The sequence below is a fragment of the Metabacillus sp. KUDC1714 genome (assembly GCF_014217835.1).
GTDB lineage: Bacteria > Bacillota > Bacilli > Bacillales > Bacillaceae > Metabacillus > Metabacillus rhizosphaerae.
Window position 1 is genome coordinate 447,915 of record NZ_CP055263.1, and the last position, 21,306, is coordinate 469,220.

Here is a 21,306-nt window from a genome sequence, read left to right on the forward strand (position 1 = left end):
CAGTTATCTATACTTTATAGAATGATGAATAAGCATGTTGTTGAAGCTTGTCAGTATCTATTCGACATATTCCTTAAGTGATACCTCTTCGTAAGCAGCAAAAACCTTTTCTTGTTCCTTGTTTAATAAGGCATTAACTAGCATTTCTAATTTTTCATTTGAATAAACCTTCACTTGATCACTCTTACAAACAAAGGTAACATAATCATTTAACACCATCCATATACGAAAAAGAAGATGGTTATTAGAGAGTTGAATAATCTCCCTCATACATTCATATCTTGTTACTGTATTCTTTGAAAGTTTTTCTGCTATCAATTTAAGTTCTGCTTCAGGATTGTTTTGCAAAACCAATTGCAATGCATTATATTCCAATAGAGAATTCATTTGGATAATATCAACAACCGCTTTTGAATCCTCTAATATAAACGTTCCTAAAAGTTCAATAAGATTATGCTCTCGAAAATCTTTAAGAAATGTGCCTTCTCCTCTTCGCGTTTCAATCATCCCTAAAAGCTCAAGGGCACGCAATGCTTCTCTTACAGATGATCTACCAACCTTAAGCTTTTCTGCAAATTCTCTTTCGGAAGGGATTTTATCACCATATGAAAGCTGCTTTTCTGCAATATAAGCTCTAATATGACGAAGAATTTCTATATAAACTTTTGATTGTGCGGTTGTCAAAGACAAATCACTCACTTCTACTCAATAATAGCAAGCTGCCTCGTTTTTTCTGCAACTTCTTCTGGGTCAACTTTTATTCTAGCCACACCAGTTTCCATAGCAGCCTTTGCCACTGCTGATGCTACTGCTGGGGCAACACGTGGATCAAATGGAGCTGGAATAACATAATCTGAAGTTAATTCACTTTCCGAAACAAGTGATGCAATTGCTTCTACTGCAGCTATTTTCATCTTTTCATTAATGTGAGTTGCTCGAACATCTAATGCGCCTCGGAAGATTCCAGGGAAAGCTAGTACATTATTAACTTGGTTCGGAAAATCTGAACGACCTGTTCCAATAACCTTTGCACCAGCTTCTCTTGCATCTTCTGGCATAATTTCTGGGACTGGATTTGCCATCGCAAATATGATTGGTTCGGGGTTCATTGACTGAACCATTTCTTTTGTTAGTGCACCTTCAACTGAAACTCCAATAAACACATCTGCTTCTTTTATTACATCAGCAAGCGAGCCTTCTAATTGATCTCTATTCGTAAATTTCGCTACTTCTGATTTTACCTCATTCATACCTGCTTTACGATTTTCGTAAATAGCCCCTTTAGAATCACACATAATAATATTTCTAACACCGTAAGTATAAAGCAACTTAATAATTGCAATGCCAGCTGCACCAGCGCCATTAGCAACAACACGAATATTTGACATGCTTTTCCCAACCAATTTTAAGGCATTAACAAGTCCTGCAACTGTTACAATTGCTGTTCCGTGTTGGTCATCATGAAAAATAGGAATATTCGTTTCCTTTTTTAAACGCTCTTCTATAACAAAGCAGTTCGGAGCTGCAATGTCCTCGAGGTTTACACCACCAAAGGTTGGTTCAAGAAGCTTAACTGTATTTACGATTTGGTCAACATCTGTTGTATTTAAACAAATTGGAAAAGCATCTACTCCTGCAAAGCTTTTAAATAAGACCGCTTTTCCTTCCATTACAGGCAGAGCAGCCTCTGGACCAATATTTCCTAGACCTAAAACTGCAGTTCCATCGGAAACAACTGCAACCATATTACCTTTCATTGTATAGTCGTATACTTTGTTTTTATCATCATATATATCTTTACAAGGTTCAGCAACACCAGGTGAATAAGCGAGACTAAGATCGTGTGCATTTCTCACAGGTATTTTAGATTTTGACTCAAGCTTTCCCTTATTTACTCGGTGAATATGTAAAGCTTCTTCTCTTAATGACATCATTAACATCCCCTTTGTACCTTGTAAAGTTTTAAGACCTATAAAAAAATATTCTTTACAATCCCCCAGTGGTCTGACCACTAATAATCATTATTAAATGATAACATAATTCATCTGTTTGTAAAGTAGGACTTGTCGTAGGTTGGAAGGAAAACAGGTTACTTTTAATTAGTCCTATCGTTATTTTTATCTTTGGGTGTCTGATAAGACATATTTAACGACAAATTATGAGTTTATTCCTTCCATTCATAAGTAATTGACTGTTTATGTCTAATTAATTATTGTAAAAAAGTAATTTTCATAATTATTGATGGTTCCTTAAAACAACATTTTCTTTACCAAGTAATTTAATTAATGCATCCATACATTCTTCAGTTGGAGAAATAAAGAATTCTGATGGAAGTTGAACAGTTCTTTTTTCAGATTCATAATAGAGAAATACTGGAGTATCCCCACTGAACTCTTTAAGGTAATTCTTCACTTCAAATAATCTTTTTGGTTCCATAGATTGTCTTTCAATTTTTATAAAAAGCTTTGATTTGTCATCAAGACTAGATAGTTCTTCTGGTGATACGACTTTTTGGATAATAAATTGGACCTTATCTTGACGTCTCTCTACTTTCCCATCTAAAAGGAAGGTGTCACCAATTGATATCTTTTCACTAAATTTAGTATAAATTTGTGGAAACATAACAGCATCAATATCACCTGTCTCATCAGCAATGACTAAAAATGCCATTACGTCACCTTTTTTCGTGCGGATTGTTCGAATACTCACGATCATTGCACCTATCATGGCTTTTTTATCTATTTTCAAACCCATATCTGATATATTACTTGCATTAACTGATTGAAATTTTTCCCGATACAGTTCGACTGGATGGGAAGAAAAGTAGAAGCCAAGTGTTTCTTTTTCAAATTTCAACTTTTCTTCAATTTTGAATGGTTCTACCTCGATGTATTTAGGCTTGAGTGCAAAGGCTTCTTCCTCAAAAAAATCAATCTGATTCTCATCAGTCGGTGTAAGCAATTCTGCATGCTCAATAGCAACATCTAAGCTGGCTAGCAAGGTTGCTCTCTCCACTCCAAAATCATCCATAGCTCCTGAAAAAATTAACTGTTCCATTATCCGACGATTAATAATCTTCATTGATACCCTTATGCAAAAATCAAATAAGTCTGTAAATGGTTTCTTTTTGCGGGCATGGAATATTTCTTTTATCGCTGCAATCCCAACATTTTTTATTGCAGTTAAGCTATATCGAATATTACCATTCTCAACTAAGAATGGGTATGCACTATAATTTACAGAAGGAGGTAAAATTGTAACTCCCTTCTGTTTTGCTTCACGTATATACTGTGAAACCTTATCGTCATTTCCACTCGCACTTGTCAATAGAGCCGTCATAAAATAAAGTGGGTAATTCGCCTTAAGATATGCTAATTGATAAGCAATCATGCTGTATGCCACTGCATGACTTCGATTAAAGCCATAATCGGCGAATTTCACAATTAAATCATAAACATTATTTGCAACTTGTTCATTATAACCATTAGACTTACAACCCTTCACGAAATGCTCCCGCTCTTTATCAAGTACATCTTTCTTCTTCTTACCTACAGCTCTTCTTAATAAATCAGCTTCACCTAAAGTAAATCCAGCAATAGTCGAGGCAATTTCAATGATTTGTTCTTGATAAACAATGACTCCATAGGTCGAATGTAAGATGGGCTCAAGCGCAGGGTGGAGGTAATGCACAGAGCTTTTCTGATGTTTTCTTTCAATATAGAGAGGGATATTTTCCATTGGGCCCGGACGATACAATGCATTAACTGCAACGATATCTTCAAGGCTTGTTGGTTTAAGTCGTTTTAAAACACTTCTCATACCTTCAGACTCTAACTGAAATACACCTGTTGTATCCCCACTTGAAAGTAGAGAAAATGTTTTTTCGTCCTGATAAGATATTTTCGGTAAGTTAACAGAATATCCTTCTTCACGCTGGATTAATTTTGTTATATTTTCTATCAATGATAAATTCCTTAGACCTAAAAAGTCCATTTTCAATAAGCCTAGATCCTCTAAATAATCCATTGAAAACTGAGTTAAATATACTTCATGCTGCCCATTTTGAATCGGGACAATATTAGTTAAAGGTTGGTCACTTAGAACAACACCTGCTGCATGTGTTGACGCGTGTCTTGGAAGCCCTTCTATTTTTAATGCTGTATCGATTATCTTTTTATATAACTCATTTTCACGAATCATTTTTTGTAAAACATGCGATTCTGTTATGGCTTTTGTAAGAGTAATACCAGGACGTGTTGGAATTTGTTTAGAAAGTAATTCGGTTTCCTTCGGTGAAGCTCCCATTACTCTACCAATATCACGGATTGCAGCTTTTGCAGCCAAAGTTCCAAACGTGATAATTTGCGCTACATGAATTTTCCCATATTTGTTCGCAACATAATGAATGACTTCATCTCGTCTTGTATCTGGAAAATCAATATCAATATCAGGCATTGTAATTCGTTCTGGATTTAAAAAACGTTCAAAAAGGAGGCGGTGTTTAATCGGATCAACATCGGTAATTTTTAACACATAAGAAACTAGTGATCCTGCTGCCGATCCACGCCCCGGACCCGTAAGAATGCTATTTTCATGTGCATATTTCATAAAATCCCAAACAATTAAAAAATAATCGCTAAAATTCATCTTCTTTATGACACTTAGTTCATATGTAAGTCTATCTAGATAGCTTTTCTTAGGTTCCTCAAAACGGTCTTTTAATCCTTCCATACAAAGTTGTTCTAAATATTCATTCGCACTTTCACTGTTTGGTGTTGGGAATTTTGGTAAATGTGTAACTCCAAGTTCAAGATCAACTTGACACCGCTCCGCTATTAACAAAGTATTTTCTAACGCATCAGGATATTGATCAAATAGTGAGACCATGTCCTCCTGCGATTTTAAATAATATTCATTCGGTGTGTGTAAATCAATGTGCTCATCTGAAAGCTTATCACCGTTTTTTATTGCTGATAAACATTTATAAGCCATATAGTCGTCTTGCTCTAGGTAGGCAACATTATTAGTTGCAACAACGGGTACCTTCGTTTCTTCGCTCAAAGAGACTAGTTCGGTTAATAAATGCTTTTCCTGCTCTAACAAGTGATTTTGGAGCCCCAGATAAAAAGATTTTTGACCAAATATAGTTTCATATTTTTTCGTTAGCTCTTTTGCTTTTACACGATTTCCTTCTAATAAATTTTTCTCAATGATTCCGTCCATTCCTGGGCTAATGGCGATTAGACCCTGACTATAGCTCTTAAGCCACCTTTCAGGTAATCCTTCAGGAGTTTTCGTCTGCAGTGCACTACTAATCTTTAATAAATTTCGATATCCATTATTATTTTCTGCTAATAAAATAAGTGAGGTAGACTCTCCCTCTCCTTGTTCATCTAGAATGTTTATTGTTAAACCGATAATTGGCTTAATACCATGTTGTTTGCATAGCTTATAAAACGCAACAGTACCATACATGACTTGATCATCGGTTAATGCCAATGCTTTAAATTTAAGTGTTTTCGCTTTATTTACAAGCCTGTCCAACCTTGCAGCACTCGTTAACAGGCTGTATGCACTTTTTACTTGTAGATGTACGAAAGGCAAACAAATTCCTCCTTTCTTGAACTAATTTATGTAAATTTCTATTATTTAAATTCACTAATGTATATCCTTCATTATATTCCGAGATTATTTTCGATACAAATAGAAAGATACATGCTCTGTTCATAAGATGTATAAAGCTAATCTATTTTCTATTTTACATGTAAAACAAAACATACTTAAAAAGGGTCGTCCATATACATTATATAGAGGAGGATGATGTTTATGGACAACGAAGCCTTTATACCGGCTTTTATTCATAGCTATTTTATTGCATTAGGGGTTATTTTAGGTGGTACACTTATAGGTGCAATTGGAGCTTTCTTGGCAGGTGAGCCTCCTTTAACGAAAATGTTTGAGTTTGCAAATCGCTTAAAAATATGGGCACTTGTTGCTGCAATAGGTGGAACATTTGATGCTTTCTACAGTTTTGAACGTGGTATTTTCCAAGGAGAAACAAGAGACATCATAAAACAAGTATTACTAATTATTTCTGGAATGGGTGGAGCACAAACAGGCTGGCTTCTAATTCATTGGTTAACACAGGAGCATATTTCATGAGAATTCCACCACATTATCAACAACCTTCATGGCAGCGTTTTTTTGCCGGTGCAGCGATTGGGGCAATTATTAGCTGGGGCGTTTTTTTATTTATCTTTGGAGTGATCCAAGAAAAGCATAAGACCATTATCGATGAACAAGAGTTAACTATTCAAAAGTTAAGAAAAGACAAAGAAATTTATCAAGAAGAATATATAAAATTAAATAAAGAAGCGCAACAAAAAATTACTGTTCAAGAAATAAATATCCATCTAACAAACGGTGACAAATATCTTTTTAAGGATTTTATGATAAAAAATATAGAGGATGAGGTAGAAAAAGATTTATCTGATTTAATTGCAAAAGATATCGAGAGCGTTTCTTCAAGTCATTTATTAATCGAAAGAACGATTGAGAATAAGGTTTTTAAGAGAGATGGAAAAGAATATAAACTTGAGATGACAAAATTCATGTTACTAACAACTATTTATATTGAGGTTGAGATCTCATTTTTAGAATAGGCTCTGTTAAAGCTCACTGGTGATTTTTGTACTTTGTTGATTGGAACGGATATGAGAGACTCATGCAGGTGCATAGCACCGACGAGGCTCCAGGACCGCCCCGGAAAGCATTCACCTGCAGCGGAAATAAAGAAACAAGTATAACAGAGCCTTAGAATAAAAAATTTTATGGAATATGCAAAAATGAATCGCATTTAACTCAAATATCCGATAAAATAGAAATAGGAAAAACAAGTAAATGATTTATTTTTTACTTTCATCAAGAATTACTACAATGTTCACCTCTCTCTACTCACCTCAAGGGTAAAAAACTTGTGAAATCCTATGATATCTTTTTTGATAAACACCTGCCTACTGATTCTATATCAACTACCTAAAGTAAGTGTAATGCACAAACAGTTTGATGGCAAAAAGCAAAATATTTATTTTACCTTTTACCATCATGACATTCCGTTCAATGTTTCACAAATCATTTTAAGACGAAACTGACAAAAAAAGGAAATGTCACACTCGTCAATATTGATTTTGTAATGACATATTAATGGAGGGATTAAAATGGACATTTTTAATTCAAAAAAAATTGCTCAAGAAAAATTAGAGCATATTAAAAATGGCTTTTCAGCATATGTTGAATCTGCCGAACTAGCAAAGTTAATAAAAAAAGAAATACAAGTATTAAATCTCGATGTATATGAGGATGCCACTGATATCGGGGTTTGGTTTATCCCAAACAGAGATTAGTAAGCGTTATCATACCCCCTCAACTTTATAATTTCTTTATTGTATGAGACATTACTATTCTTTTTTTCTTGAAATCTTCAAAAAGTCCATACCCTATAAAAAAAGGTTCGGAACCCTATCACAATTCCGAACCACTACATAACCTTTTTCATAACTATTTAATAATCTTGACAAAGCTCTTCCAAATCTTTAAGCACCTGAACAGCTTCTTCCCAGTTATAAATGGATGCTCCTGATGCTAAAGGATGTCCACCACCATTATATTTCCTTGCTAATTCATTTATCACAGGCCCTTTTGATCGCAATCTGACTCGAATTTGATTTTCCTCTTCAACGAAAAACACCCAAGATATAACTCCCTCAATATTTCCGAGAATACCAACCAACTGAGATGCTTCTGAGGGCGTTACTTCATACTCAGTTAAGATCTCCCTTGAAATATTCATACTTGCAGCACCTGATGAAGTTAACGTAAAGTTTTGCAGCACATAGCCACTTAGCTTTGCAACATTCCGCTTTGTTTTGTAAAGTTCATTATATAATGGAGTAAACTCAATTCCTTCAGATATTAGTGCACTAGCGTAACCAAAAGTCTTTTCAGTTGTACTAGGGAAAAGGAAGCGCCCAGTATCACCAACAATACCGGCATATAATAACTGTGCAGCTTTTTTAGAAAGTACAAGCCCCTGTTCTTTACCTTCTAAAAATAATTCATAAATCATTTCACTTGTTGCAGCTGCTGTTGTATCAACCCATAGCAGATCTCCATACTTGTCCTCATTCGGATGATGATCAATCTTTATCAGTTTTTTACCATTTTTATAGCGTTGATCACTTACACGAGCTTGGTTCGCAGTATCACAGACAATAACTAACGCTTCCTGGTAAACGTCATCATCTACTAGATCCATTTTATAAAGAAATTCCAAAGATGGCTCACTTTCACCAACAACAAAGATATTCTTTTCTGGATAAGATGCCTTCAACACTTCAGCTAACCCACATTGTGATCCATAAGCGTCTGGATCTGGACGAACATGGCGATGAATAATAATCGTATTATTTTGATGTATTTCTTCTAAGATCTGCTGTTTCATTTGAATCTCCTTTAAAGTTCTTTATTAGTTATTAAATCATAAATACATGTATTTAAAAAGAAAGAATAATCAGCAAATAGGAAATAAGTACAATTTAATGAAAGTCATGTTAAAATAAAGCGAGACTTTTCAGATCTTTATGGTCAATTTTAAAATAACAGCTGAAATATGATTTATTGTGGAGGTTTTTAAATATGCCAGTGTTAGTTGTGATCATCGTTATTTCTTTAGCTTTTTATGCATATTTTAAGGTAAAAGCATTTAGATCCACTAAGTCGATCGAAAAACGGTGGATAGCTGCAAAATCTAGTATTGCATTAGGATTATTTGTTGCATCTTTTGGCCTTAACCAATTATTCCTATATCGTTCCACCTTGTCGTTAATCGTGGGAATAATCTTTGTACTTATTGGAATAAGTAGTAGTTGGGCAGGATTCCGTGCCTATAAGCATTATTTACCACAAGTAGTAAAAGAAGCTCAAGAACAAAAATAAGAAGGGGATTGTGTCTTCCTCTTCTTATTTTTAAAGTTAAATATCGTTTTTTTATTTAGTTTTTGTAATTTACTTCAACAGTCCAACTTTGTGAAAAGACGTTGCCCATTTGATCGATACTAATAAAGTAGCTTCGAGGTTATCTTTCTATCAATTGAACCATCATCATCGCCTTCCCTACTACCATACCTTCACTGTATGCTTCAATATCAATCTTTCCAAACTTTCTCCCTACTTCTAGTATTTTCGGGTGAAGTTCAAGCATTGATTCCATTTGCACTGGCTTAATGAAGTAAATCGTGATATTTTCGACAATGATATCACCTTTTTTTTGCGCTCTTAAATATCGATTTACTGATTCTGTAACAAGTGTCGTAAACACACCATAAGAAATTGTTCCAAGATGGTTTGTCATTTGCGGACTTACTTCACATCTAAAAATACTACTCCGCTTTGATTCATCTTCAATCGTTATAAACTGATTGGTCACAATATCGTCAAGTTTCTCACCAATTTGCGGCTGACGCTGGATCATTTGCAATGCTTTTAAAACGTCCTGACGACTAATCATCCCTTGTAAACGATTATGTTGATCAACTACCGGAAGCACTTCAATCCCTTCCCAAACCATCATTTGGGCAGCAGATGCAACTGACGTTTTGCCCATAACTGTAACTGGACTTTTTGTCATTACCTTTTCAATTATTGTAGAATGATCATGTCCCATTATATCCTTTGATGTTACGATTCCATGCACCTTAATATTTTGGTCAATAACAGGAAATCGTCCATGTCCTGTTTCATAGTTATTCTGATACCAGGTTGCTACAGTATCTGTTGTTTTTAAGTAAATTGTTTTTTCAAGAGGTGTTAATATATCCTCAACTTGAACAATTTCCTTTTTGATAAGCTGATCATAGATAGCACGATTAATCATTGTACCAACAGTAAACGTATCATAGCTAGTAGAGATAATCGGCAATTCAAGCTCATCTGCTAATTTCTTCACACTATCTTCTGTATCAAAGCCACCTGTTATTAAAACAGCTGCACCAGCCTCTAAAGCGTATTGATGAGCATTTGTACGGTTTCCAACTATTAATAAGTTACCTGCACCGGTATAACGCATCATTGCCTCTAGCTTCATTGCACCGATTACAAACTTATTTAACGTTTTATGTAAACCAGCTCGTCCACCTAAAACCTGCCCATCAACAATGTTAACAACCTCTGCATAGGTTAATTTCTCGAAGTTTTCCTTCTTTTTTGTTTCAATTCTAATTGTTCCTACTCGTTCAATCGTACTAACATACCCTTTATTTTCGGCTTCTTTAATCGCCCTATAGGCTGTTCCTTCACTAACATTAATATCCTTAGCAATTTGACGAACTGAAATTTTTTCACCGACAGGAAGTGAATTAATATATTGTAAAATTTGCTCGTGCTTCGTAGCCAAGCTGCATCACCCTTTATATATAACAATCTAATAGTACGTTATTCGTCTTATCTTCTTTTATTATAAGGGTGGTGCATATATATATCAACGCATGGTTTAGAACTGCTTTATCTCTTCATTTCAAACGTTGACGTGCATAGGTTCTTTTTGTTTTGTAGGATTTAATTTGTTTTGCTTGAACCTGTTTCTTAGGACGATATAGATAATATGCAAAGTTCCCACCAATTACAAATATCGCTAGACACAACCAACTCATAGCAAACACAGTTTGTAATTGATCACCAGATAAAGTAATTTGCTGAAGTCCGTAATAGAGCATTGCAAGAGTAACTAATGTATAAATTAAATTTTTCAATCAAATCACCCTTTCAAATTAATTATTGCTCTATTTTATGCATGTACCATAAAAAAAAGAAGTAGTTGATATGAATCATCTACTTCCATCTATTGATTGCCCATTCGTATTAAAATCAGATGTTTCAATATTAATTAGTGGGGTTTTAAAACAATCACATTAAATGATATTTTACCTTATAATTCTAGTTTTTCTCCAACCTTTAATGGATAGCCTATCCCTTTTGGCAGCATGTTTGTAAATTCTTTAGGATCCTGTTTTATTGCAGGAAACGTATTGTAATGAATAGGAACGACCCTTTTAGCTTTTAGCCAATCAGCTGCAGCTACTGCATCCTCTGGACCCATTGTTAAATTATCCCCTATTGGTAAAAATGCTAGATCAATAGTATTTCTATTCCCAATCATCTTCATATCAGAAAACAACGCAGTATCCCCGGCATGATAGATCGTTTGGCCATTAGCTGTTAACAGAACTCCTGAAGGCATCCCTGTATATACAACAGTTCCGTCTGCTTCTTCATAACTTGATCCATGAAAAGCCTGTGTTAGTTTGACTGTACCAAAGTCAAATTTATAAGCTCCACCAATATTCATTGGATGAATGTCAATATCATTTTTACCTATGTAAACCGCTAACTCATACGGAGCAATAACTAATGCATTGTTTTTCTTAGCAATTTCGACTGTATCACCGACATGATCATTATGACCATGTGTTAAAATAATCACATCAACTTCAAGGTCAGTTACTTTTAAATCGGTTAAACCATTACCATTAATAAATGGATCAATAATAATCTTTTTATTCCCTGTTGAAATTTGTACGACTGAATGACCATGATAAGATACATGCATTCTATTCACCTGCTTTCTTTATATTTACACGAAAATGGTAATCAGTATCTATAATTCGTTTTACCCTTTTTCACCGTTTTTTTAAACGTTATACTCAAAAGAGGCTGACAAAATAAAAATGGTTCAGCCTCTTTTGTTGGAGTAACGTATTTAAACCCCAAGTAACAGAGTACGTGCATCTGAGTAGGATAAGCCGTGTGCTGCTGCTACCGCTTCGTAAGTGACATATCCATCTAATGTATTGATACCTTTTAATAGAGCTTCATTTTCCAAGCATGCTTTTTTGTAGCCCTTGGAAGCAATTTGAACAGCATAAGGGACAGTTACATTTGTTAGAGCGAATGTTGAAGTGCGTGGAACAGCGCCTGGCATATTAGCAACAGCATAATGTAATACCCCATGTTTCTCATACGTTGGATTATCATGAGTTGTTATTTTATCAGTTGTTTCAAAAATCCCACCTTGATCAATCGCAATATCAACAATAACAGATCCATCTGACATAGAACTTACAACATCCTCTGTTACAAGCTTTGGAGCTTTTGCACCAGGAATTAACACTGCTCCTATAACCAAATCAGATTCACGAACAGCTTCTGCAATATTAAGAGGATTTGACATTAATGTTGAAATGTCACTACCAAAAATATCATCAAGCTGTCTTAATCGCTCAGAATTCACATCTAAGATTGTTACCTCTGCACCTAGTCCAATTGCAATCTTCGCCGCATTTGTTCCAGCAACACCACCACCAATAATGGAAACCTTTCCTCTCCTTGTCCCAGGAACTCCTGCTAATAATATCCCCTTACCTCCCTTTGGCTTTTCTAAAAATTGCGCACCAATTTGCGAGGCCATTCTACCAGCAACTTCGCTCATCGGTGTTAGCAGTGGGAGAGTACCGTTTGGAAGCTGAACTGTCTCATAAGCAATCGCAATTACTTTATGATCAATTAAAGCAACAGTTAACTCAGGCTCAGGTGCAAGATGTAAATACGTAAATAAAATGAGCCCTTCTCGGAAATAACGGAATTCTTCTTTTAAAGGTTCCTTTACCTTCATAACCATATCCATCGCCCATGCTTGTTGAGCTGTTTCAACAATTTGCGCACCAGCTTCAATATACTGTTCATCTGTAAACCCTGAACCTACCCCTGCATTTTTTTCAATATATACTTCATGTCCAGAGTTTACGAGATGAAAAGCACCTGCAGGGGTCATAGCAACACGATTTTCATTATTTTTAATTTCTGCAGGAATGCCAATTTTCATAATAACTCCTCCTTAGCAATCGTTTCAAACTATTAATCCTTATCAGTATTGCCGTAATTTATTATATGATTACGAAAACAGACAGGTCCGAGGAGTTTTATTAAAATTTATAAAAAAATTGATAGTTGCTTAAAGTCTACTTAAATCTATAGTGGAAAAAGGATGTTCTTCTCAAAAAATATCCCTTAGATCTTTCCCATAGTAAGCTAATTAAACATTATAACGATGTATAACATTAGCACCTCCTGTTACCTCGATTATTGAACCAGTTATCATATCAGAGTTTTCTTCACATAAAAAGGAAATTGTTCTAGCTATATCTTCACCAGTTCCTGAACGTCCAATAGGTGTTTGGATATCGCTTATTCTTCTAGAATGATCTATGGTTGCTTCTTTCATTTCGCCTATTATATTACCTGGGCATATCATATTAGCTGTTATTCCAAACTCTGCTTCTTCTATACTAATCGATTTCGTTAGTGACACTAACCCCACCTTTGCAGCACTAAAAGCCGATCGATGTAACCAACCAGGTGATGATACAGCTCCTTGAAATCCATAAGTAATGATGCGCCCATAGTTCTGCTTTCTCATGATTGGTACGATTTTTTTAAACATGTGAAAAACAGAGCTTAAATTTCCTTCAATCATTTGATACCACTCTTCATCTGTATAATCTGCAAGTTTTTTTCTTTCAAATATGTATGGTCCAGCATTATTAATTAAGCAATCGATTCTTCCAAAGCGTTCGAACGAAAGATCAATCATTGTTGTTAGATCTTCTTTTTTTGTAACATCACCTTGAACAAATAAGAGACGATCGCCAATATGTGAATACAATGTTTTTAATTCTTTCACAGCACTCGTATCACTTCGGTAATTTATCGTAACAGAAAAACCATTTTTTAAAAATTCCTCTGTTACCTTTTTCCCCAAGCCTTTAGATCCAGCCGTTATAAGGGCATGTCGCACGATAAAGTCCCTCCCCATCAAACTTGTCCTTATTCTTTTCTATCTCTATTGTGCTGATAACATCTCTATTTTACAATATACTTGTTTTAAAACTTGTAACTTCTTGTTAAATTCACGTTAAAAATATTCATAAGGGAGGGAAAAATGCACAAAAAAAGCCGACTAATTATAAAGTCAGCTAAAAAATAATTAAAACTAATCATTTTATTTAGTCCTTCCTAACTTGTAAATGCTCCTGTAGGAAGTTTTGCTCATATTGTTGCTCAACAACACCACTTGAATAGGAATCCGTTATTTGCTGCATCGTTTCTTGTTCACCAAGATGATCATAATAATAGGTTTGCCGTGTTATTCGTTTGTTTTTCAAAACTGTCAACTCCTTATTTTCATTTACTCGGTTAGTGTCTCTGAAAATAAGAAGCTTATTCAGTTAAAATGTTAGCTTTCGTTAAACGTTGTCTTTGCTTTTTCAATTGCAATTCTAACCATATCAAAGCCAGTCCCACCAGCGCTCATCCGTTTTCTCACAGCTTCATAAGGATTAATAATCTCATATAAATCTTCTTCAAAGAGATCAGAGGACTTTTTATAATTCTCAAAAGGTAAATCTTTCAAGTAAATACCGGACTGGATACATTCATAGACAAGAGTACCAACAACCTCATGAGCTTCTCTGAATGGCATCCCTTTAGTAGAGAGATAATCAGCAAGCTCCGTTGCATTTGAGAAATCCTCTTTAGTAGCTTTCTCCATCTTCTCTTTATTTACTTTCAAAGTATCAATCATGCCAATAAAAATCTGCAGGCTACCTTCAATTGTTTTTACAGTATCAAACATACCTTCTTTATCTTCCTGAAGGTCTTTGTTATATGCCAATGGAAGTCCTTTTAAAATTGTCAGAAGAGACATTAAGTTCCCATATACTCTACCTGTTTTCCCTCTAATTAGCTCTGCCATGTCTGGGTTTTTCTTTTGAGGCATGATGCTACTACCTGTTGCATATGTGTCATCCAACTCAATAAATTGGAACTCCTGTGAGCACCATAAAATAATTTCTTCACACAAGCGTGATAAATGCATCATTAATAGTGAGCTATTACTTAAAAATTCAATAATAAAGTCCCGATCACTTACACCATCTAAGCTATTTTCATAAATCCCATCAAAATCAAGCTTTTTCGCTGTATATGCACGATCAATCGGGAATGTTGTCCCTGCAAGTGCAGCACTTCCTAATGGAGAAATATTTATTCGTTTAAATGATTCAGTAAATCTTTGTTTATCACGGTCAAGCATCCAGAAATAAGCCATTAAGTGATGGGCAAACGAAATCGGCTGTGCTCGTTGCAGATGTGTATAGCCAGGTAGAATTGTCTCTACATGGTTTTCAGCCTTTTCAACAAGTGATTTTTGTAGCCCTTCAATTAATTCAATAACCATCGCAACGTGTTTACGCAAATATAAGTGCATATCAGTAGCAACTTGATCATTTCTACTTCTTCCTGTATGTAGTTTTCCACCAACAGGACCAATTTCATCGATTAACATCTTTTCAATGTTTAAGTGAATATCTTCATAGTTTACAGAAAAAGTGAGCTCATTTTTTTTCGCTTTTTCTAGAAGTGTTGTTAATCCATTTGAGATTTGCTCTGCCTCTTCTTCAGTGATAATTCCGCATTTGCCAAGCATATTAACATGTGCAAGACTACCAGTGATGTCTTCCTCAACTAATTCCTGATCAAAATGGATGGATGCGCCGAACTCATCCACCCATTGTTCAGGGGTTTTTTGGAAGCGTCCACCCCAAAGTTTTTTCATACTTCCACCTTCTTGTTTTTCACCATGCTATTCACTTTCGTAGGTAGTCCCCATAGCTCAATAAAGCCAATTGCTGCATTATGATCAAATGCATCGTCTTTTGTATAAGTTGCAAGCTTTTCATCATATAAAGAGTACTCAGACTTTCTTCCTTCAACAATTGCATGACCTTTAAACAGCTTCACTCTAACTGTTCCAGTTACATATTTTTGTGTCTCTTGTAAGAAGGCATGTAATGCAGTCTTTAATGGTGAGAACCAAAGTCCGTTATAAATTAGTTCTGTTAACTTTTGCTCAATTACAGGTTTGAAGTGAGCAACTTCTTTAACTAATGTTAAGTCTTCAAGTTCTTTATGTGCTTTTATAAGAGTCATCGCACCAGGGCACTCATATACTTCACGTGATTTAATTCCAACAAGACGATTCTCAACATGGTCAATACGTCCAACACCATGCTTACCTGCAATTTCATTAAGTTCAAGGATTAGCTCATGAAGAGGATATGCTTTGTCATTAATTTTAACAGGAACACCTTGTTCGAATTGAATTTCGATTACTTCTGCTACATCAGGTGTTTTTTCTAATGGTGTAGTTAAATCATATGCCCCTTCAGGTGGTGCTGCCCATGGATCTTCTAGTACACCACATTCATTACTTCTACCCCAAAGGTTTTGGTCAATTGAATATGGACTGTCTAAATTAATTGGAATTGGAATATCGTTTTTCATTGCATATTCGATTTCTTCTTCACGAGACCAGCCCCATTCTCTTACTGGAGCAAGAACTTCAAGGTCAGGATTTAAAGCTTTAATCGATACTTCAAAACGTACCTGATCGTTTCCTTTTCCTGTACAGCCATGAGCAATTGCTACTGCATTTTCTTTTTCAGCAATTTCAACTAGCTTCTTAGCAATCAAAGGACGAGATAAAGCAGAAACTAGTGGATATTTCCCTTCATATAATGCATGTGCTTGTAGAGCAACAAGTGCAAAATCTTTTGCATATTCTTCTTTTGCATCGATCATATATGATTCAATAGCTCCTACTTGAAGAGCCTTCTTTTGAACGAATGATGTATCTTTCCCTTCACCTACATCAAGGCAACATGCAACTACTGAATAACCTTGTTCTTGTAACCATTTAATTGCAACAGAGGTATCTAATCCTCCGGAATAAGCTAACACAACTTTTTTCATCTATTTGTTCCTCCTTGGTTGTATAAAAATGAATATATGTTTATAAAAATACATTTCTTGTATAGGTAACACTTTACCAACTGTATCCCTATTTCGTCAATAGAAAAATGCATATTTTCACAGATTCTTTGTATAAAAATTAATTAAAGAGAATAATTCGCCTGAATATACCTCTTTTTTTACATGTCATGCATAAAAACTACATCAACTAGTTCATAGCTGTTTTTAATAAACTGTTGTAAAATGTGAGTAGATCAAATTTATGGAGGAATGGGAATTGGACGAATATTTTGCCTATGATCCTAGATTAAAAATAAATTTACCTCGTTTGAATAAGAATTGGGATATGTATAGTGTTTCCATTCAGAATAGAATTTTAACCGACTGGGAAAAAATCCGTGGAGGAATTCCGGATCGGATTGCAGAGTTAGAGGATGAAATTAATCTGAAACAACATGCACTTAATCATGAAGAAAACTTTAAGCGTTCTTGTCAACTAAACGAAGAAATTTCTGAACTTGCATCGATTATTAACGACCTCTGGATTTGGTTTCGTTTAACTCAAAATATATCTTCAACGAAAATTCATTCTTAGAAATTCAAAAGGAACAGCGATACAAATTATATAAGCTGGCCAAAAGGCTTATTGATAGCTTGACTCTCTACTCTAGTGTCACTGGTCTTACTCTAGACATAGTCCTAGGGATTAACACACATATTCATTTTATTCTTTAAAAGAAGGCTATACTATCAGCCTTCTTTTTACTCCCTAACTAAATCTTTTCGAATTTCCCTGGTCACATGACCTAATTCAGGTAGAATCAGTTTTTCCAGTGCTAATTGAACAGCACCAGATGATCCTGGCATTGCAAATACAGCTGTCTCCATTGAAACTCCTGCTACAGCTCTACTTAAAATTGCAGCAGAACCAATATCCTCTTGGTAACTTAACAAACGGAATATTTCTCCAAAGCCAGGAATCTCCTTTTCAATCAACGATTGAACGGCTTCTATTGTCACATCTCGTTTCGCAATACCTGTACCTCCATTGGTAAGGACTACATCAATCTCTCGTGATTCACAGCCCTTTAAAACAGAACTACGTATGAGTGTTTTTTCATCTCTTACAATCTCATAATCAACAACGTTGTGACCGCTCTCTTCTAACATCTTTTTAATTAGCTTACCACTTTTATCCGTTTCTTCATTTCTTGTATCACTAATTGTGATCACTTTACAATTCACAGAATGAGGAGCTTCAAGTTTATGTTCAATACTACTCATTTGCACCCTCCTAGAAATTATGATTTTTTTCGTTTATTAATCTGTATTGATAAAATTTATTAGCTAGATCCGTAACTTGGCGTGTGAGCTGGTAATTAGCACCTGCACCAATCATGATACTTACTAGAGGAATACCGGAAATTAGCTTTCTTTTGAAAAGTGATAATACAGAAAGTTTAGCAATTTGTTTCACTAAAAATTCCAAGCTATTAGAATTAGCTAATTCATCGTTCCCTTCATAAAAATAGTACATACCATTCTCTAAGTCTATTTCTTTTTTTAAGGCTTGCCATTGCTCATATTGAAGATGTTTAGGCATTAGAGAAGCGTGATAGACCTTTAAGGATGTCATCATTTCGTAAGGGTTATTAATTTCGTAACCATAGCACATCGAAACCATTTGGATTGACCGTAAATTAAGAATTGTTTGTGCAGGTATATCAGTACCTGATAAAAGAATTCCACCTGTTCCTGTTATTCCACCTTGTAATAAAGAATAAAGACGATGCTTAGACGTTTGAAGGTCAGCCAAATAATGTAGTTGATCAATTGGGAGCATGGATAAATCATTAATTTGCTGAATGTCTTCATTTAACGCCTTAGCTGATAATAAAATTTGCTTTTTGGCATCCTGTTGAACAAAAGAACTTTGAATAAAGGAGTGTAAATTAAACAGACTAGCATCAAGCTTTTTAAAAAATACTTGCTTCATAGATGTTGGAATTTCACCCATTTTGCGATTCATCCATTTATCAAATGTTCGTTGAAAATCGGTTCGAACATCGTTTTGCAAATCAATTTCCCATCGTTTAATCTCATCTAAAATTGCCTTTTCACGTGCTGATTCATTCATCCTTTTGTCTCCTTATTCCTGTGTAATAAGTAGGTTATTTACGGGTGAATCTTGATATATTTATCATATCACAAAAAGACAGTCGATTTCTTCTCGACTATCTTTGATCTTTTGTTATTACTTTGCAATGCGAACAACATCACGTGCGATGCAGTAATTCGTGAACGATTATTTATTGTAATGAACTCAGCTTAAGGAGCAATTCTCTAATGAGTTACGATTTGGCTTTAGTGGATCGATTGCATTTTTAAAGTTAGTTACTTTTTTTTGTAGTCTAATAGTCGTAGAGGGACTAATTCCTTTTTGTATGGGAATCATCCTAAAACTCCTTTCAAATAAAATTTAGATTTTAATCAAAATAAAGACACTCTTTAAAGAGTGTCAATCCATTAAACCCTCATCTATGTATACTTCCATTCCTTCCTCTTCCAGACATTCACCAAAAAATTTTATCTCTTTCTTATAGTCATAACTGATTACATTTAAATCTTGATCATCTGCATCATAAACAGCTACTACAACATCATTTGCGTATAAGTTTATATAATCATCAGTTCCTTTTAGTTGTGCTTCTACACTGAATTCCTGGCCTTTTATTATTTCTTTATTGGTCTTTAATGCTCTAGATAATAACTCTTTAATTTCATTCATTTGTGTAACCTCCTACAATTAGTTCTATATAGGTTGTAACATATTAGGCTGATTTAGTACAATTTATTATCGAAGTCAGGTCTTAGAAGAGCCTAAGACCCTTTACTGATGCTTCTTTTATATAATGTTCTAAAAATATTTACAAACAAATAAAGACAACCTCCCTCATGATAACCATGAAAAAGGTTGCCTTAATAAAAAAATAGGTGTTGGTTAGATGTACCTAATTAGACTATCGGAAAACGTTGAACTCAGTGTGAAGCTATTCTCTGCACATCGCGTGCTATCATAACCTCTTCATTGGTTGGGATAACTAAAACTTTTACTGGTGAATGAGGGTAGCTGATGTATGCTTCCTCACCACGTACTTTATTAAGAGCTGGATCCCAATAAACACCCATAAACTCTAAGCCTTTTAATACTCGTTCACGTATTTCTGTACTATTTTCACCAATTCCAGCTGTGAAGATAATCGCATCTACGCCAGACATTCTTGCTGCATAGGAACCAATATACTTGTGGATACGGCTTGCAAACACTTCAAGGGCAATTTTAGCTCGATCATTGCCTTCATTTGCTGCTTGTGTAATATCACGAAGGTCACTTGATAAACCTGAAACACCTAAAATTCCACTCTTTTTATTTAAGATATCTAGTACTTCGTCTGCAGATTTCCCTGTTTTCTCCATGATAAATGGTAGAAGTGCAGGGTCAATATTACCCGAGCGTGTGCCCATTGCAACCCCTGCAAGTGGAGTAAATCCCATAGAGGTGTCAATTGATTTTCCACCTTCGATTGCAGCAATACTTGCACCGTTTCCTAAGTGACATGATATTAAACGTAGGTGTTCTACTGGTCTACCTAAAATTTCTGCAGCTCGTTCTGAAACATATTTATGTGATGTTCCATGGAAGCCGTACTTACGAATTCCAAAGTTCTCATAATATTCATAAGGTAAGCTATATAAGAATGATTGCTCAGGCATTGTTTGGTGAAATGCTGTATCAAATACTGCTACTGCATTAACATTTGGAAGCACTTCTTTAAATGCTTTTATACCAACTACATTTGCAGGATTGTGAAGTGGAGCCAATTCAGAAAGGTTCTCAATTTGTTGTAAAGTTTCATCTGTAATAAGTGCAGAATCATTAAAGATTTCTCCACCGTGTACAACTCGATGACCGATTCCTTCAATTTCATCTAAGGATCCGATAATTCCAAGATCAGTTAATTTTGATAAAAGAATTTTTACAGCAACAGCGTGGTCAGGTATATCTGTTACTTCTTTTTGATTTTCTCCATTTACTGAAATAGTAAATACAGAATCATTTATCCCAATTCTTTCTACTAAACCTTTAGTTAAAACTGTTTCGCTTGGCATTTCAAAAAGTTGAAATTTCAATGATGAACTACCAGCATTAATTGCTATAACTTTTGCCATATATTGTTACTCTCCTTTTTATTCCGTGCCGAAAGTTGGTAATACACGATATTAATCATGTAGACAAACAGTTAGACCCGAATCTTTCGTCTAATAAATAGTCGATAATAGACATACAATGTAGATTTTGTTTATTATGAATCTTCCCATTTTGCT

General features: G+C 34.9%; 21 protein-coding genes. 5 read left to right on the plus strand and 16 right to left on the minus strand.

The window, feature by feature from the left end:
• Positions 1 to 57: 57 nt before the first annotated feature.
• The 3 genes from HUW50_RS02220 to dnaE all read right to left on the minus strand — a co-directional run bounded on the left by HUW50_RS02220 (position 58) and on the right by dnaE (position 5,604).
• Positions 58 to 690, minus strand: a complete 633-nt coding sequence (locus HUW50_RS02220; RefSeq protein ID WP_066326799.1) for a FadR/GntR family transcriptional regulator — start codon at positions 688 to 690, stop codon at positions 58 to 60.
• Positions 691 to 701: 11 nt separating this feature from the next.
• On the minus strand, positions 702 to 1,931 hold the full coding sequence (locus tag HUW50_RS02225) for an NADP-dependent malic enzyme (protein ID WP_066326798.1): 1,230 nt from the start codon (positions 1,929 to 1,931) through the stop codon (positions 702 to 704).
• A gap of 304 nt (positions 1,932 to 2,235) precedes the next feature.
• Complete coding sequence (gene dnaE, locus HUW50_RS02230; RefSeq protein ID WP_185653659.1) at positions 2,236 to 5,604, minus strand: DNA polymerase III subunit alpha; 3,369 nt, start codon at positions 5,602 to 5,604, stop codon at positions 2,236 to 2,238.
• A gap of 222 nt (positions 5,605 to 5,826) precedes the next feature.
• On the opposite strand from dnaE, the gene HUW50_RS02235 reads away from it, so the two are divergent.
• The 3 genes from HUW50_RS02235 to HUW50_RS02245 all read left to right on the plus strand — a co-directional run bounded on the left by HUW50_RS02235 (position 5,827) and on the right by HUW50_RS02245 (position 7,403).
• Entirely contained in the window at positions 5,827 to 6,162 is a 336-nt protein-coding gene (locus HUW50_RS02235) for a sporulation membrane protein YtrH (RefSeq protein WP_066326792.1), read from the plus strand.
• Positions 6,159 to 6,662 carry a sporulation membrane protein YtrI gene (ytrI, locus tag HUW50_RS02240; protein WP_066326789.1) on the plus strand — a complete coding sequence of 168 codons (504 nt, stop codon included), beginning with the start codon at positions 6,159 to 6,161 and terminating at the stop codon, positions 6,660 to 6,662. Before HUW50_RS02235 ends, ytrI begins: the two co-directional genes overlap by 4 nt.
• Before the next feature lie 555 nt (positions 6,663 to 7,217).
• The gene (locus HUW50_RS02245) at positions 7,218 to 7,403 is read left to right on the plus strand and encodes a YtzJ family protein (protein WP_066326785.1); all 186 of its coding nucleotides are present in this window, start codon (positions 7,218 to 7,220) and stop codon (positions 7,401 to 7,403) included.
• Positions 7,404 to 7,561: 158 nt separating this feature from the next.
• On the opposite strand, the gene HUW50_RS02250 is transcribed toward HUW50_RS02245, so the two are convergent.
• Positions 7,562 to 8,500: a DHH family phosphoesterase gene (locus HUW50_RS02250; RefSeq protein WP_066326779.1), complete on the minus strand. Its 939-nt coding sequence runs from the start codon at positions 8,498 to 8,500 to the stop codon at positions 7,562 to 7,564.
• 194 nt (positions 8,501 to 8,694) lie between these two features.
• On the opposite strand from HUW50_RS02250, the gene HUW50_RS02255 reads away from it, so the two are divergent.
• Positions 8,695 to 8,994 carry a YtpI family protein gene (locus HUW50_RS02255; protein ID WP_066326776.1) on the plus strand — a complete coding sequence of 100 codons (300 nt, stop codon included), beginning with the start codon at positions 8,695 to 8,697 and terminating at the stop codon, positions 8,992 to 8,994.
• A gap of 139 nt (positions 8,995 to 9,133) precedes the next feature.
• Here the strand turns inward: HUW50_RS02255 and HUW50_RS02260 are convergent, their stop codons facing one another.
• The 8 genes from HUW50_RS02260 to HUW50_RS02295 all read right to left on the minus strand — a co-directional run bounded on the left by HUW50_RS02260 (position 9,134) and on the right by HUW50_RS02295 (position 16,920).
• Entirely contained in the window at positions 9,134 to 10,450 is a 1,317-nt protein-coding gene (locus HUW50_RS02260) for a CBS domain-containing protein (protein WP_066326774.1), read from the minus strand.
• Positions 10,451 to 10,565: 115 nt separating this feature from the next.
• Positions 10,566 to 10,805, minus strand: a complete 240-nt coding sequence (locus tag HUW50_RS02265; RefSeq protein ID WP_083964457.1) for a hypothetical protein — start codon at positions 10,803 to 10,805, stop codon at positions 10,566 to 10,568.
• A gap of 176 nt (positions 10,806 to 10,981) precedes the next feature.
• A complete protein-coding gene (locus tag HUW50_RS02270; RefSeq protein ID WP_066326762.1) occupies positions 10,982 to 11,662 on the minus strand; it encodes a metal-dependent hydrolase in 681 nt (226 codons plus the stop codon).
• Between the two features lie 150 nt (positions 11,663 to 11,812).
• Entirely contained in the window at positions 11,813 to 12,934 is a 1,122-nt protein-coding gene (gene ald, locus HUW50_RS02275) for an alanine dehydrogenase (protein ID WP_066326760.1), read from the minus strand.
• 210 nt (positions 12,935 to 13,144) lie between these two features.
• Positions 13,145 to 13,906, minus strand: a complete 762-nt coding sequence (locus HUW50_RS02280) for an SDR family oxidoreductase (protein ID WP_066326758.1) — start codon at positions 13,904 to 13,906, stop codon at positions 13,145 to 13,147.
• Between the two features lie 208 nt (positions 13,907 to 14,114).
• On the minus strand, positions 14,115 to 14,273 hold the full coding sequence (locus HUW50_RS02285; RefSeq protein WP_185654132.1) for a hypothetical protein: 159 nt from the start codon (positions 14,271 to 14,273) through the stop codon (positions 14,115 to 14,117).
• A 71-nt stretch (positions 14,274 to 14,344) separates the two neighbouring features.
• Positions 14,345 to 15,724 (minus strand): argininosuccinate lyase, encoded by a 1,380-nt coding sequence (gene argH, locus HUW50_RS02290; RefSeq protein ID WP_185653660.1) that lies wholly within the window; start codon positions 15,722 to 15,724, stop codon positions 14,345 to 14,347.
• Entirely contained in the window at positions 15,721 to 16,920 is a 1,200-nt protein-coding gene (locus HUW50_RS02295) for an argininosuccinate synthase (protein ID WP_066326744.1), read from the minus strand. The genes argH and HUW50_RS02295 overlap by 4 nt, the downstream gene beginning before the upstream one ends.
• Positions 16,921 to 17,197: 277 nt before the next feature.
• On the opposite strand from HUW50_RS02295, the gene HUW50_RS02300 reads away from it, so the two are divergent.
• Positions 17,198 to 17,515, plus strand: a complete 318-nt coding sequence (locus HUW50_RS02300; protein ID WP_066326742.1) for a hypothetical protein — start codon at positions 17,198 to 17,200, stop codon at positions 17,513 to 17,515.
• A gap of 167 nt (positions 17,516 to 17,682) precedes the next feature.
• On the opposite strand, the gene HUW50_RS02305 is transcribed toward HUW50_RS02300, so the two are convergent.
• The 4 genes from HUW50_RS02305 to HUW50_RS02320 form a co-directional block, all read right to left on the minus strand.
• Positions 17,683 to 18,204: a MogA/MoaB family molybdenum cofactor biosynthesis protein gene (locus HUW50_RS02305; protein WP_066326741.1), complete on the minus strand. Its 522-nt coding sequence runs from the start codon at positions 18,202 to 18,204 to the stop codon at positions 17,683 to 17,685.
• Positions 18,205 to 18,214: 10 nt separating this feature from the next.
• The gene (locus tag HUW50_RS02310) at positions 18,215 to 19,057 is read right to left on the minus strand and encodes an EcsC family protein (RefSeq protein WP_066326740.1); all 843 of its coding nucleotides are present in this window, start codon (positions 19,055 to 19,057) and stop codon (positions 18,215 to 18,217) included.
• Between the two features lie 381 nt (positions 19,058 to 19,438).
• Positions 19,439 to 19,708 (minus strand): hypothetical protein, encoded by a 270-nt coding sequence (locus HUW50_RS02315; RefSeq protein ID WP_066326739.1) that lies wholly within the window; start codon positions 19,706 to 19,708, stop codon positions 19,439 to 19,441.
• 251 nt (positions 19,709 to 19,959) lie between these two features.
• On the minus strand, positions 19,960 to 21,150 hold the full coding sequence (locus HUW50_RS02320) for an acetate kinase (protein ID WP_066326737.1): 1,191 nt from the start codon (positions 21,148 to 21,150) through the stop codon (positions 19,960 to 19,962).
• Positions 21,151 to 21,306 lie beyond the last annotated feature (156 nt).